General features: G+C 43.3%; 11 protein-coding genes and 2 pseudogenes. 6 read left to right on the top strand and 7 right to left on the bottom strand.

Annotated elements, in window-relative coordinates; translation table 11 throughout:
- The first annotated feature begins 417 nt into the window (after window positions 1–417).
- Window positions 418–1,872 carry a degradosome RNA helicase CshA gene (gene cshA / locus L9W92_RS17690; protein ID WP_282442407.1) on the top strand — a complete coding sequence of 485 codons (1,455 nt, stop codon included), beginning with the start codon at window positions 418–420 and terminating at the stop codon, window positions 1,870–1,872.
- A 46-nt stretch (window positions 1,873–1,918) separates the two neighbouring features.
- Here the strand turns inward: cshA and L9W92_RS17695 are convergent, their stop codons facing one another.
- Both L9W92_RS17695 and L9W92_RS17700 read right to left on the bottom strand, forming a co-directional pair.
- Window positions 1,919–2,680: a tRNA threonylcarbamoyladenosine dehydratase gene (locus L9W92_RS17695; RefSeq protein WP_240085069.1), complete on the bottom strand. Its 762-nt coding sequence runs from the start codon at window positions 2,678–2,680 to the stop codon at window positions 1,919–1,921.
- Window positions 2,681–2,747: 67 nt separating this feature from the next.
- Window positions 2,748–3,269: a response regulator gene (locus tag L9W92_RS17700; protein WP_240085070.1), complete on the bottom strand. Its 522-nt coding sequence runs from the start codon at window positions 3,267–3,269 to the stop codon at window positions 2,748–2,750.
- A gap of 251 nt (window positions 3,270–3,520) precedes the next feature.
- Between L9W92_RS17700 and L9W92_RS17705 the strand changes: the two genes are divergently transcribed.
- Window positions 3,521–4,078, top strand: a complete 558-nt coding sequence (locus L9W92_RS17705) for an urease accessory protein UreD (protein WP_240085071.1) — start codon at window positions 3,521–3,523, stop codon at window positions 4,076–4,078.
- 1 nt (window position 4,079) lies between these two features.
- A pseudogene (locus L9W92_RS17710) lies at window positions 4,080–4,309 on the top strand (transposase); the annotation flags it as partial.
- A gap of 299 nt (window positions 4,310–4,608) precedes the next feature.
- Here the strand turns inward: L9W92_RS17710 and L9W92_RS17715 are convergent.
- Both L9W92_RS17715 and L9W92_RS17720 read right to left on the bottom strand, forming a co-directional pair.
- Window positions 4,609–4,818, bottom strand: coding sequence for a hypothetical protein (locus tag L9W92_RS17715; protein WP_240085072.1), 210 nt, complete (start codon window positions 4,816–4,818; stop codon window positions 4,609–4,611).
- Between the two features lie 62 nt (window positions 4,819–4,880).
- Window positions 4,881–6,377, bottom strand: coding sequence for a sodium:solute symporter family protein (locus L9W92_RS17720; protein ID WP_240085073.1), 1,497 nt, complete (start codon window positions 6,375–6,377; stop codon window positions 4,881–4,883).
- A 628-nt stretch (window positions 6,378–7,005) separates the two neighbouring features.
- On the opposite strand from L9W92_RS17720, the gene L9W92_RS17725 reads away from it, so the two are divergent.
- Window positions 7,006–8,409 (top strand): sigma 54-interacting transcriptional regulator, encoded by a 1,404-nt coding sequence (locus tag L9W92_RS17725; protein WP_240085074.1) that lies wholly within the window; start codon window positions 7,006–7,008, stop codon window positions 8,407–8,409.
- Between the two features lie 226 nt (window positions 8,410–8,635).
- Here the strand turns inward: L9W92_RS17725 and L9W92_RS19065 are convergent, their stop codons facing one another.
- A complete protein-coding gene (locus L9W92_RS19065) occupies window positions 8,636–9,484 on the bottom strand; it encodes a methyl-accepting chemotaxis protein (RefSeq protein ID WP_282442408.1) in 849 nt (282 codons plus the stop codon).
- 328 nt (window positions 9,485–9,812) lie between these two features.
- Complete coding sequence (locus L9W92_RS17735) at window positions 9,813–11,393, bottom strand: benzoate-CoA ligase family protein (protein ID WP_240085075.1); 1,581 nt, start codon at window positions 11,391–11,393, stop codon at window positions 9,813–9,815.
- A gap of 1,369 nt (window positions 11,394–12,762) precedes the next feature.
- Here L9W92_RS17735 and L9W92_RS19475 point away from each other — a divergent pair.
- A pseudogene (locus L9W92_RS19475) lies at window positions 12,763–13,241 on the top strand (2-hydroxyacyl-CoA dehydratase).
- Window positions 13,234–13,683, top strand: a complete 450-nt coding sequence (locus L9W92_RS17750; protein ID WP_240085078.1) for a helix-turn-helix domain-containing protein — start codon at window positions 13,234–13,236, stop codon at window positions 13,681–13,683. The pseudogene L9W92_RS19475 and the gene L9W92_RS17750 overlap by 8 nt, the downstream one beginning before the upstream one ends.
- A 177-nt stretch (window positions 13,684–13,860) precedes the next feature.
- On the opposite strand, the gene L9W92_RS17755 is transcribed toward L9W92_RS17750, so the two are convergent.
- Window positions 13,861–14,097 carry a hypothetical protein gene (locus tag L9W92_RS17755; RefSeq protein WP_240085079.1) on the bottom strand — a complete coding sequence of 79 codons (237 nt, stop codon included), beginning with the start codon at window positions 14,095–14,097 and terminating at the stop codon, window positions 13,861–13,863.
- Window positions 14,098–14,354: the final 257 nt, after the last annotated feature.

The raw sequence follows: 14,354 nt of genomic DNA on the forward strand, positions 1-14,354 counted from the left end.
TGAGGCAAATTATTAAATCAATGAAAAAATTAGGCTATTATCTAATGTAGAGTAGTTTCAATTCACCGGATTGAGAACGCTTGAGCAATGACTGAAAAACCAAAAAAGCTTACAAAGCAAAAAGGTCGAATTAAATAAATATTGCACAAAAACTGGAAATGGTGTAGAATAAAGATTATGATTGATGTTTTAATTTTCTTTCTCCGCCAAAAGCTATGACATTGAAGGGGTTATTGCTTTGAATAGCGATAATCCCTTTGCTCTTTATATGATGTTGATGGAAAAGATGGCCCTCGTGGTAAGACAGCGTTACAGTGGGATAAGAAAGAAAATTAAATGGGTATGCTATAGTTAACTATAGTTAAATATGAAAGTGATTATCAGTTAAATTACACTAGTAAAGGGGAAGATAAAAGATTGGCGACATTTAGTGATTTTGGATTGACCGGTCCGGTGCTCCGGACTATTAATAACATGGGTTTCGAAGAAGCCACACCCATTCAAGAAAGGGCTATTCCCATGGGATTAGCGGGGAAGGATCTGATTGGCCAAGCCCACACCGGGACAGGTAAAACTGCTGCCTTTGGTATACCTATGGTTGAGTTGTTCGATGTCGAGCGGGAACAGATTCAGGGAATTGTCATAACCCCTACCCGCGAATTGGCCATACAAGTGGCCGAGGAATTAAACAAGATCGGCCAGGTAAAGGGTATCCGCACGCTGCCGGTTTACGGCGGGCAGGATATTACCCGTCAGGTCAGGGCGCTTAAGAATAGACAGCACATTATCGTGGGAACGCCCGGCCGTCTCATGGACCACATGAGAAGAAAAACAGTCCGCCTCAACCAGGTCAGGATGGTGGTTTTGGATGAAGCTGACGAAATGCTGAATATGGGTTTTGTCGAGGATATTGAGACCATTCTCAGGGAAGTTCCAGACGAGCGCCAGACCTTGCTTTTTTCCGCGACGATGCCCGGCCCGATCCAGGCTCTGGCCCGGCGGTTCATGAGAAACCCGGCAGTGATCAGGATTGAGGGCAGGCAGGTTACTGTTCCGAACACTGAACAAAGCTATATTGAAGTCGAGGAGAAGCAGAAATTCGATGTTTTCTGCCGCTTGCTGGACATCCAGTCGCCGGATCGTTCCATTGTTTTCGGTCGGACCAAGCGCAGGGTTGACGAGCTTTCTGAAGCACTGCTCAAACGCGGCTATTCAGCCGAAGCGCTCCACGGGGATCTGGCGCAATCCAAGCGGGACCTTGTCATGCACAGGTTCAAAGAAGGCATTATTGAGGTGCTTGTAGCCACGGATGTTGCCGCCAGGGGTTTGGATATCAGCGATGTGACTCATATATATAACTTTGATGTTCCCCAGGATCCAGAAGGCTACGTTCACCGTATCGGCCGCACCGGCCGTGCCGGAAAAGCAGGCAAAGCGATTACTTTTGTCACGCCGCGGGAGATTCAGCACTTAAGAGTTATTGAAAATATGACCGGAGGGAAAATAGCGCGGAAACCTATACCAACGATTAAAGAGGCAGTTGAATGGCAACAGCGTCTGGCTGTTGACAAGCTTCTGCTTGCCGTGGAAAACGGGGATACCGGAAATTACAAGGGGCTGGCGGAAGGCTTGCTGAAAGAAAATGACCCGGTTACTCTTCTTGCGGCGGCGTTGAAGGTCTTAACCAAAGAATTCGACCAGACTCCCGTTATATTGACCGAGGAGAGACCACTAAGAGTAAGACAGAATAAAAATGCAATTCCAGGTCAAAGAGAGAGAGGATACTATAGCAGCGGAAGCAGCAAAAAGAACAACGGGAGGGGCGGCGGATTTAAGGGAAAAAACCGGTTTAGCAATAATCGTACTTTCTAAATTTAAAATGACCACCGAAAAGAAATATGAGCCGTGTTCTATGCTCTCAAAAGTTACTGTTAATCAGGTCCTTGACGACCTCGCCCGCCATCAATAAACCCGCGACTGAAGGCACAAATGATATACTGCCCGGGATTTGGCGGCGAACGGTGCATTTTTTGGTCGTGCCCTTGGGGCAAATACAGTTGAAACGGCAGCTGGACCCTTCGGTTTCCATGGGTATGATCGGTTCTTCTTTCGAATAAACGACTTTCAGCCCTTTCACGCCCCTTTTTCTCAATTCCTTGCGCATCACCTTGGCCAGGGGGCAGACTGAAGTCTCATATATATCGGCAATTTCAAATTTGGTCGGGTCAAGTTTGTTGCCGGCCCCCATGCAGCTTATTATAGGAATATCCCGCTGTTTGGCGTTTACGATCAAGTCTACCTTGGCGGTTACCGTATCTATTGAATCAACGATGTAGTCGTACTCCGGTTTGACAAGCTCCGGGGCATGTCCTGGCATATAGAACGTTCGGCGGGCGGCCACTTCAGCCCGCGGATTGATCGCGAGGATTCTGTCCCGCATCACCTCGACCTTGGGCTTGCCTACCGTCTCCCTGGTGGCGTGAAGCTGCCTGTTGATGTTGGTCAGACAAATACAGTCGTCATCCACCAGCACAAACTTGCCGACACCGGCGCGTACCAGCCCCTCAACCGTATAGGTTCCCACACCGCCTATGCCGAAAACGGCAACCGTGCTCTGAGCCAGTTTCTCAATCCCCTTTTTCCCTATCAGCAATTCAGTTCTTGAAAATTCGTTAAGCATTTTACCTCACAAGTTCTATTTTTTTGATTATACCATGCTAAACTCTTGCCGCCATATTTGGAAATTGTCATTGAGCGGCGCATTCAATAAGCTTATCAATAGACAGCAGAGGAGTCTTTAAATTATGGGATATAGTATAGCAAAAGCTGTCTAATTCGCGATTAGCTTCTTGAAGCGATTCAGTTTGCTGCTTCAGTTTGATATGTGTTTTCACACGGGCCAGCAGTTCGGAAGTATTGAAAGGCTTAACCACGTAGTCCTGCGCGCCTAGTTCGAATCCATTCCGGATACTGTTCTCATCGTTTTTGACAGTTAAAAAAATAATGGGAATACTGCTGAAAGCACTATTGCTTTTAATAGTTTTACATAATTCAAAGCCGTCCATTTCAGGCATGTAAATATCCGATAGAATCAAGTCCGGCAGATGCTGATTTAATAGTTCCAAAGCGGCACTCCATTTCTTGGCAATTCTTATTCTATAGCTGTTTTCGCGCAGCACCGCCACAACTGCTTCAATATGTTCGGGTGTGTCTTCCACCAGCAATATTTCAGGCTGATTATTCTTTTGGATTATTTCCAAGAGGCTCATCTCCCGCTAAGTTACGGTATTATCCGCCTCCGTAAAAATACCGGATGATTAAATATTAAACCAAGTATTTTGTTAATGACAGTCTTTTTTCGTAATTTCCCTCAAATTCCCGGCGGGTGAGAAAAATCAAGGGAGCTTTATTTTGGCAATTGCAAAGGCTGTTATTGTGGTTTAAAATAAAATTTAAGGCAAAGTAGCTGTATTTGCAAAGTGGCAAACCAGCTTCTTTGCTTTTTTTGGGGGTATTGAACGTGAGATCAGAGACAGGCGTCAAACAATCAACGATTAGCACCCTGATTCTGGGAATATTTTTTCTTATAGCAGTATTGCTGGGAGGAAGTATTTTATATATGAATTCCAGCCTTGATGCCGAACACACCGCTGAAAAAAGAAGAACAGAATTCAAGCAGTTGGGCAACGACCTGGCGGACGCTTCTGATTACTTGACGGAGGAAGCAAGAAAATACGCCGTGACCAAAGACATTGCCCATTTAAATAAATACCGGGAGGAAATTAATGTAACAAAAACAAGAGACAATATTCCTTATGCCGGTTCAAGTTTTCAATCCGTATCGGAATGTTTTTTGAAAAGTGGTTCCGCGTTTGTGTATTCAGACATCTTTGCCTGCGGGAGGGCAAAGGGAGGAGAACGCTTTAAATTCAAAGAATACAGAAACTGCAGCAAGGTTTATTATCAGGGCGATTTGATTTATCTTGACCATCAAGTGCTTGTGCCGGGTTGCCAGGACCTGGAGGGAATTGGAAACACATGGAGCGCAAAGAAGATAAGACCCAGGCGGACGTCCTGAACTAGGCATCAATATGGCCGGTCAAAAAGAAATCCTAGGCATCTGGATTGGGGAACATGAAAGCGCCGGTTTCTGGCTCGGTGTCTGTAATGACCTAAAAAGTAGGGTGTTGAAGATATCCTGATTGCCTGTAAAGACGGCCTTTCCGGGTTTTCTGAGGCCATTAGCACAGTGTTTTCACAAACAGAAATTCAATTGTGTATTATTCACCAAATACGTAAATCTGATAAAAGAACCGTCCCCTTGTCTACCAATTTTTTCAGCATCATTAATACCGTACCGAGCCGAGCAACAGTATCCGGTATACTCGCCCTTGGCCCCGGCCCGCAGTTTTTCCACGCCGGGATAATGCGCAAACCTGGTTTCTTTATCGCTTATTCTACAGTTTAAGCACCGCCCCAAAACGAAAGTCACGTCCGGGCAATCTTCGTTACGCGTTGGCAAGCCCGGTTAAAAAAGAACAGGACCACCTGAGCGGTCCTGTTCTTGGAGCGTTGGATTAAACCAGGAGTTCTGTGAAATTTAATAATTTAATCTTTAAAGTGATTTTTGGGCCAATGATACTTGCAAAAGCAGGCAAACATCACAACCATCGCAATGTTAAGAAGTACTTGGTAAAACACGTGCCAGGGGATCCAGCCAAATACAATCGGGTAAATTGTGTTCCACTGCCAAAAATCCACATAGAGTAAAAAAGGCAGGAACATCATGATAAACCAAAATGTAACTTTCCCATTCATAAAGGGCAGCCTCCTTTTAATAGTTCAAACACCTAATCATTCTTTCAGCTAGTTACTGTACCCTATGCGTTTTCAGCCTTGAAAATGGTATCCAAAAAATCATGTTTTTCATCAATCGAACGTCTTTCCTCTTCACCGGATTTGGTTAAATAAGACACCACGATTAATACTAGCGTACTTATTGTAATTGCCGGGACACAAGCTTGCCAATTGCCAAGAACAGACGCCGGAATTATACCCAACATAAACAGCACCAATACTCCCTCGCCCGCCAGCACCGAGCAAATAATAGCGGCTGCGGTACTCCTCCGCCAGTACAGAGCGGCCAAAATTGCCGGGGTGCATACGGCATATCCGGTAAAGGCCCAGGTTACAATAGTCAATATTGCCGCCGGCGGACTAAGGGCGATGTAACAAGTCAAAAGGGCCAAAGAGAAGATAAACACACGGCCAACGAACACTTCTCTTTGCGGGCTAAGATTCTTGTTTATATATGGAATATAAAGATCTTTTAATAACATTGTGCTGGTGGTAATTAATTGAGAGGCAATAGTCGACATAATGGCGGCTATTACAGCCGATAAAACCAGGGCTCCGATCCACGGTGCGTAATAGTTTTCTAAAAGCATCGGAATTATTGCATCTGACGCCTTACCCTCAAGACCCGGGAAAACTATATTTCCGAACGCGCCGAGGAATAACACCGGAATATAGATCAAGATCATGGCAAGCGGATAAAGAGTCATGGTTGTCTTTAAAGAATCCGAGCTTTTGGCCGCCAGGTACTTGGTAAAAAGCTGCGGGAAAACAGGCACGCCCAGGCCGATAACCAGACCGAAGCTGATCCATTGCTCAATTGAAAAGTTCCCTCTCGCAAAAAGCTCCGGATTGGCAGTCATCAAACTCTGAGCTGCTGCTGAAGGGCCGCCGAGCTTTAAAGTAACTAAAATAAGCGCCAGCATAACACAAATCATCATTATGGACCCTTGTAATAAATCCGCGTAGGCAGTGGCCTTTAACCCACCCCAAAAAACATAAATTGTAATAAATACCAAAACCATTAACACGCCGACATAGGCGGGCACGGCGCCTCCGGTTACTGCGTTGATCACGTAACCGGCCCCGATGGGCTGACACAGCATGTACGCTATGGTAAAGACCGACAGCGCCAGTAACATAACCATGGTTACACCCTTACTGTTGTATATCTTCCCTATAAGTTGAGGTGCCGTCATATATCCATACTTGCTGCCAAGCAGCCAGGTACGATAGCCAATTACGTAGAAAAACACGGCTGCCAGGCTTGTAGTAGTCGCCAGATACCCGAAGAAGCCTACTCCCAGGTGATAAGCCCCGCCGGGGGCGCCCATGTAGGCAAAGGCGCTGATATTGGTTGCAAACAGCGTAAAAAACATTACATAAGGACCGAGTTCTCTTGAAGCTAAAAAATAGCCTTCAGATGACTTCGCGGATTGCCTGCCCGAATATATCCCTATACTAAGGGTAAGGGCTAAATAGAGCAAAATAACAAACATTGCCCCCATCGCTGGACCTGACATATAATATCCCCCTTATTATTAAAAGTATAGATTTTCATTCATAAGTTGTCTCAAACTTAAAAGCAGAAATACAGCCGTTATGTTATGCAATTACTTTAATATAAATCCCACTCAACATCCTTTCGCTAACGGTTCTTTGTCTTTGCGCCCTTACAATGCAATTGATATTATAGCAATAGATGGTAAATAATTATGCCATAATCTCACCTCCTTTAACAAATCAATTTTCCAAATTCCAAATTGTTAAGAAAAATCATGTATGTCAGAAAAGTCTGTGTATTAAACCGCTATATAATAGGCATTACTAATAGGCACTGCAAATCTTGTTCCTCTCGCGTCCTACGAGTAATTTTTTTTTTAAGATTTTGTCCACGGAGGACACGGTGTATGATTACCGGACAAAAATTTACTATTTAGGCAGGAATCTCTTACACTGCGTAGAAGATACTTTAATAGACAAGCTGCTGTCTAATGACAAAATATAGTTGCCAGGAATGACTTTTATTTACTGAATTACATTCTAATAGCTGAATAAAATGTTTATCTTCACGCCTTTTTATGTCCCGGAAACATACAGTGTTTGTTTAAAGGACACATCATATAATCTGAAGCGAGAGGTGGTAACTACATGCTGGTAAAAGATGTTATGGTGCCTACCACTGTAAGCCTCGAACCTCACAGTAAAATACGCGAGGCTATTAGCATTTTCCGGGACACAAGGCATAGCGCAATCCCCATAGTTGATTCAAATAACAGGCTCATCGGGATGTTCACACGTTCAAACTTATTTGATTGCTTATTAAATGGAATAAATATTGATACTGAATTATCAGGACATTTCATAACGGATATTATTTATTTTAGAGAAGATAAGCGATTTAATAATTTTTCCGAACTTAATCAATGGTTGCGTAAAATACATATCAGTCAGACACCTGTCGTTGATCTTCAGGGAAGCCCCATAGGTTTCTTTACGGACGATATTATCGTCTGTTACTTGCTTGACCACATCGAAAAATATTACCGTGACAAGCTCAAAGAGGATCCCCCAAAAATGAAATATGCAAACAAAGACAGCCATGAAAAGCTTTACAAAATAAACGGCACTAAATATGACATAGATTCAATAATCGGCGAAAGCAGCGAAATGGAAAAACTTAAAAGACTGGCCTTAATGGCGGCACAAACCGCTTCCACCATTCTTATTACAGGAGGCTGCGGGACGGGGAAAGAATTGTTTGCGCAGGCTATTCACAATGCCAGTAGCCGGTGGTATCAGCCGTTTATTAACATAAACTGCGCGGCTATACCAACTGAACTAGCCGAATCAGAGCTATTCGGCTATGAAGGCGGAGCTTTTACCGGCGCAAGCAAGCACGGCAAGCCGGGCAAGTTTGAATTAGCGGATAAAAGCACTATTTTTTTAGATGAAATCGGCGATATGCCCCTGCCGCTTCAAAGCAAGCTGCTGCGCATTATTCAAGAAAAAGAAGTTATGCGGGTAGGAGGGCTGCATCCTAAAAAAATTGATATTCGAATCATTGCCGCGACGAATCAAGATCTTCAAAAGCTCTATCACGAAGGTAAATTCCGGCAAGATTTATATTATAGATTAAAAGTTATATCGTTGAATATTCCGCCATTGAGTGCTCATTCTGAAGATATCCCAAATTTAGTCGATTATTTTATTGAGATACACAGCAAAGCAAATAATAAACATATCAAGGGAATTTCCAAAGATGCCATGCACTATTTACTAAGTTATGATTGGCCCGGCAACATCAGAGAATTAGGAAATGTGATAGAGAGGGCCATATTGTTCTGTAAAGACAAAACTATTCGTCTGGAAGATTTGGGTGTTACTAATAACAATGGCATTGCTGAAAGTGGGGCAGATGGTTTTTCACTATCGGATATTGAAAAAGATACTATTCTTAAAGCGTTGCAAGCCACAAACGGAAATAAATCCAAAACAGCAAAAATATTGGGTATAAGCCGGTCAGCTTTATATGAAAAGTTGAAGTTGCTTTAAATTAACAAGATTATCCTAGCGATATCCCAATAAAGCGAAAGGCGTATGGAAAAACCACACGCCTTTTCTTATTCATCACTCAAGAACAAGTCGAAAAAATGGTTAGCATTACTCTCAACTGATTTAGAACTGACCGATGAAGAAATTATTCGGATTTACGGAAAACGCTGGGACATGGTAAATTCGCTATGACCGGCGCAAAATATGATAGCCAGGGCTATCATAATCAAATAATTACAGCAATTTTTTCAAGCTTTCCTGCCGATACAGCCAGTTCCTGCATGCTGGCGGAGATTTCTTCGGTAGCCGCTGACTGTTCCTCGCTCAACGCCGCAGCATCAACAACTTTTTCAGCCATTATTGATACGTTCTTATTTATGTTGGCAAGGATATCCCTAATTTCCTTGACAGCCTGGGCACTTTTTACAGACAGTTTCCGAATCTCCTCGGCTACTACCGAAAAACCCCGGCCATGTTCTCCGGCCCTGGCTGCTTCTATTGCAGCGTTTAGGCCTAAAAGGTTCGAGGTATCCGCCACTTCATGGATAAAACCCAGGATCAAATCGGTCTTCTTCACTTGTTCCAACACGTCCTTGCCCAGAGTCTGCAGGATTTCTTGATTGCTTGCCAGTTGTTGAGCAGACGAGGCAAGTTCCTCAATAGTAGCTGAAGTCTGTTGCGTTGAAGACGCAACCAACTGTGCCACGTCCATCAACTCTTCCTGATTTTTCAGGCTGATGCCAAAAGCTATCGCTCCTACTATATTGCCATTATTATCCCTTAAAGGCATACCTCTTGACTTAAAAGAAACACCGTAAACATCCTTTGGCACAACAGTGTCTATCACCTTACCTGTAGTAATGGCTTTATGCAGACCACTTCCCGGCACAACCGGTTTTTCGTCGGCATGTAAATTAAGATCCTTTCCAGGAAGGTAAAGAATATGTTTCTCCTTATTCGCCACACCAATAGTGCAGTCCAGGGGAACCATATCCTGGATCATTGGGGCGAAATTACAAATAAGTTGCAATATATATTCATTATTCTCTATATTAGTTTCTTTCGTAACGGACAACTTATAAAACCTCCTAATTTAAACATATGTAATGTGTTAATTTAAAGACCACTTGAGTCCACTAATTTAACACGTCATATAAAAATCATTTTATTAGATTAATTCTTTTTTAAATAGCGTCATATAACCAGTGAAACCGCATAGATACAATTATTCAGGCTTCCTTTAAATAACCATGCCCTTAAGTGAAGGATGGCGCGGGCAATTATGCCCGCGCTCTCAATATCGCATCTTCGGCTTTTTCAAGTGCTAACCAGCGCCACTAATTTACAGCCAATGATAACTTTTTGTTTTTACCTGGTTTTGCTTAAATTACTTTTGCGGTATATTAATTAACGCCCTCGATCTTCACTCTCTCGCGCAGTTTATAGCGCTGGATTTTACCGGTTGCTGTACGCGGCAGTTCCGTAACAAATTTGATCCAGCGCGGGTACTTGTAGTGGGCGATATTTTTACGCACAAAATCCTGAATGTCTTTAACAAGCCCGGGAGATTCCTCATAACCTTCTTTAAGGACCACATAAGCCATTGGTTTAACCAACTCATCCGTATCGGCTGCCGGAACAACACCACACTCTGCCACCGCCGGGTGGTGCAGAATTGCATCTTCGACTTCAATGGGTGACACCCAGATGCCGCCAGCCTTCAGCATATCATCAGCGCGGCCGACACCATAATAGTAGCCGTCTTCATCTTGATAGAACTTGTCACCGGTAATAAACCACTCACCAATGAAACATTCTTTGTTCTTTTGGTGCTTGTTCCAGTAGCATTGCGCCGTGCCTTCAGCTTTAATCCACAGGTTGCCGGTTTCTCCCCTGGGCACTTCGTTCCCTTCCTCATCGCATAACTTACCTTCATAATTGGAAAGAAGTTTGCCCAGACTACCAGGCTTTACCGCCCCGGGCACGGCAGAAAGATAAATCGCGCCTACGTCACTCGAGCCGAGGCCATCTAAGATTTCGATGCCAAACAATTCTTTCCAGCGATCAAATATAACCCTGGGCAGAGCTTCCCCTGCCGAAACACATGCCCTCACCGAAGAAAAGTCATAGTCAACACCTTTTACACCTTTATCCATAAGGGCCAGCAAGGCCATATAGGAACTCGGCACACCGTAATAGAGGGTGGGCCGGTACTTTCTGACCACTTCGACCACTGCTTCCGGTTTCGGCATGCCCGGGAACAGGACCACCGCCCCGCCGCTCAACAATACAGTGTCAAACGAGTTGTTGCGGCCATAAGAGAAATACATCTTGGAAATCGAGAATGAAATATCCTCCGGAGTCGCTTGTACTGCATCATCACAGTGCCCGTTCAGATACATGAGGTCGTGCTGCAGGTGTACTATACCCTTTGGCTGGCCGGTGGTGCCGGAGCTGTAAAGCCAAAAAGCCGGATCGTCCTTATTGGTGTCGGCAGCTTCCAGGTCAGGGGATGCTTCTTTACAAATCTCACTGAAGCTTAATAGTCCGGGGCCCGCATTACCGATTACGATCATGTGCTTCAAATACTTGAATTGATCCTTTACTTCCATAAATAATGGCAACACACTCTCGTGGACGATCGCTGCTTTGGCGCGGCTGTCGTTTACGAAGTAAAGATAATCTTTTGCTATAGCCATGGTGCTAAGGAGCACCGGCACTATTCCCGTCCTCATTGCGCCCAGAAAACTATAGAAAAATTCCGGCATATCCGGCATACAGAGCAAAACACGGTTTTCCCTCTCAATACCTAAATTAAGCAGGGCGTTGCCAAGGCGGTTAACTCTTTCCGCAACTTCGGCGTAGGTGATCTTTTCGTCTTCATAGTAAATGCACACATTGTTTCCACGACCCTCTTTTAAGTGCCTGTCCATTAGATAAGTGGTGACGTTAAACTCAGCGGGGACTACCGGTAAACGAAGCATCCTATTTCCTCCTTTTTTTTAATAAAGGGGATATATCGCATATCACCCTCATATAAAATAATTAATTTTATTTATTTTACTAATTATTGCAATAATTGCTGCAATTTTTATGCCATTAAACCTTGCTCCCTGCATTCCGAAAGACGCTCTGTTAAAAGATCAGTGCTGCAAAAGCGCCGTCGAAAAAAGCTGAAAGACAATTTCCGGCTGGAAATTACCGGCAGATAGTTCCGCTTATAATGAAGTTCTTTCGGATTAACAATTAATTTTTTGTCCACGGAGGACACGGTGTATGATTACCGGACAAAAATTTACTATTTAGGAAGGAATCTCTTGCACTGCGTAGAAGATACTTTATATAGACAAGCTGCTGTCTAATGACAAAATATAGTTGCCAGGAATGACTTTTATTTACTGAATTACATTCTAATGGCTGAATAAAGTGTTTATCTTCACGCCTTTTTATGTCCCGGAAACATACAATGTTTGTTTAAAGGACACATCATATAATCTGAAGCGAGAGGTGGTAGCTACATGCTGGTAAAAGATATTATGGTATGGTGCCTACCACTAGTAGGCCTCGAACCTCACAGTAAAATACTTTTTATCATACATTGTGTGATTGTCATACATGTTTCTGACAGATTTTTTAGAAAAGTAGTTTCTTAAACGCACATGTGTCCATACCTTGCGCAAGATCATTGGACGGATATCTGTTTTCCTGAAATGTGGAAAGGTGTTGCCTGGCAGGTCGGATTGGCAATGTGTTGCCCTAAGGTGATCTTTCTTGATATGTAAAATCGGAGATTGATTGGGCATAAGAATTGCGTGTTATAAAATTAAAATTGAAAATTTCTCCGAGCCTTTTTGCCTAAAGGATATATCTCACGGCAAACAGGCTCTTCTTCCATTTTATGGAAGTCTTTTTATGGTTAAGAGACACCCTTTTAATGCAATGAGCGATATATATCTCAGAAGGCAGATAATTTTACGCGGGGAGATTTTTAAGCCGCTTTAGCGGCTATTACCAACCAACCTGCTTCAGCAGGTTGTGGTTGAGTTATAGAATTGTTGCGGCTATCTGGAAAGGAGGTATGGGTTTCTGAAAGCTGGTAATAGATCTGCGGCAGTGCAAACTGACTTAGGAAGGCAAGTCCAAACAATTCAGGGGGGATTTAAGGATGGAAAAAATTCATGAATGGGTTATCTGGCTGCTGAGTTGAAAAAGTTTAAAGAAGCTGTGGGAAAATGGGTAGGTAAGAAGATTAATGACACCGGCTTGCTTGAACGCCTGAAAAACACAGTGCCTGAACTTGAGTGCGGTACAAGGCTGATGATCGTCGGCAGTGAGAATGACGACCGTATATTTATGGAAATGTGCGAATCTGTTGGCGCAACCTTTGTCATTGAGGATCATTGCACCGGCAGCCGTTACTTCTGGAACAGTGTTGTGCCCGGTGAGGACAGACTGGCTGCCATCGCCGCCAGATATGTTGACCGCCCCCGCTGCCCGACCAAAGACTGGCCCAATCGCGACAGGCTGCCGCACATTCTGTCACTGGCAAGAGAGTGGAATGCGCAGGGAGTCATTGTTATGTACAGAAATTCTGTGACCCGCATGAAGCAGACATCGTAGCCATAACCAAATACTTGAGAAAAAATGGTCTCAAGACCCTGTTCCTGGAGTTGGATGCGACAGTGCCGGTCGGCCCGTTCCGGATCCGGGTAGAAGCCTTCCTGAGATGTCGGCCGAGGAAGACCTGTTCTAGACATGTCAACCAGTTATCCTTATTATGGTTTCAGCTGGACGGCGGGATTGAAGTCATTAAATTAGACGAACTTGTGTAATGTTAAACGGCAGAACCCTGTTATGCTACTCAAGATGGGAATGCAGAAAGAAGGCCCGAAGGATGGGAGAAGGTGTTTTTACCTGAAACTGCATGAACTATCTAATGAAAAGTGCTTGTATGTGCTAACAAGGTATGCTAATATGAATTTAAAAGCCAAGAGTATTACAGTAATGGTGGTGTTGAAAGTGAGAATCATGCTAGTCGATCCAAAGTATTTCCAGGAGCTTCTTTCAAGTAAAGGGTTTACACCGAGTAGCATTATAAGGGCAGCTGGTTTACCTGAATCATATGCTGCCAAGATAGAAAATGGAAAAATAAGCCCTAGTCCTAAAGAGGCGGGGAAAATATGCGAAATATTAAACACTCCTTTTGATAATATTTTTTATGTCAATCATGGAATATTGAATGGAACGAAGATGGGTGATTTTTCCTTTTATTGATTATTCCATATATAATGATGAACTTTCAGCTGACCGATTTAAGGAAAATGAATCAGGCCAGACTCTGACTCTCGGCAAGTCTGAGCTGGCCTTTAACATACCCTTATCATATGTCCTGAGAGAAACAATTGGCTTGGGTTAATACCTATTATTCCCCCATAACAAGTAACCCTTTTACTAATTCTGCGGTAAATCCCCATAACGGTTAACTCTTTTACAAATTCTGTAATTTAGCGATAAGTCTAAAATTGCCGCAAGCTCTGCTCCATTAGGTGCCATTGTGTATTCCCCGTTGCGAAGGTCAACAACATATTTTATGTTGTTTGGTTCATCATTATTTGCCTCGATAAAGGCGGCATGATAAGCATCCTCAAAGCTCATTCTTACTAGTTCTTCTTTGTTTCTTACTCTCACTTTTGAGACTCCTTTCATTTGTTTTTTTTTAGCATAGCATAGGTTACAGGTTATTATCAATAACATATATTGTATATTTTAAAGTTTTATCTATGTGCGAAAGGTGAGTAATAAACAACATATAGAGTGATGTGAACGGTCAATAAAAATACAGCATTTTCGGCCATTTAAAATGCAGCACTTGGCCACATATTTTACTGGAAATTTATTAACTTCTTTGAAACTGCCGGTATAGGCGGGATGGAAGGAGCCCGTAG

It is taken from the genome of Pelotomaculum terephthalicicum JT (genome assembly GCF_022410535.1).
Lineage (GTDB): Bacteria > Bacillota > Desulfotomaculia > Desulfotomaculales > Pelotomaculaceae > Pelotomaculum_D > Pelotomaculum_D terephthalicicum.

What these genes read in the sequence shown, in the direction of transcription:
- L9W92_RS17725 (WP_240085074.1), top strand. Translation starts at nt 7,006, where the DNA reads ATGCTGGTAAAAGATGTTATGGTGCCTACCACTGTAAGCCTCGAACCT.
- L9W92_RS17700 (WP_240085070.1), bottom strand. Translation starts at nt 3,269, where the DNA reads ATGAGCCTCTTGGAAATAATCCAAAAGAATAATCAGCCTGAAATATTG.
- L9W92_RS17695 (WP_240085069.1), bottom strand. Translation starts at nt 2,680, where the DNA reads ATGCTTAACGAATTTTCAAGAACTGAATTGCTGATAGGGAAAAAGGGG.
- L9W92_RS17715 (WP_240085072.1), bottom strand. Translation starts at nt 4,818, where the DNA reads ATGAATGGGAAAGTTACATTTTGGTTTATCATGATGTTCCTGCCTTTT.
- L9W92_RS17720 (WP_240085073.1), bottom strand. Translation starts at nt 6,377, where the DNA reads ATGTCAGGTCCAGCGATGGGGGCAATGTTTGTTATTTTGCTCTATTTA.
- L9W92_RS17735 (WP_240085075.1), bottom strand. Translation starts at nt 11,393, where the DNA reads ATGCTTCGTTTACCGGTAGTCCCCGCTGAGTTTAACGTCACCACTTAT.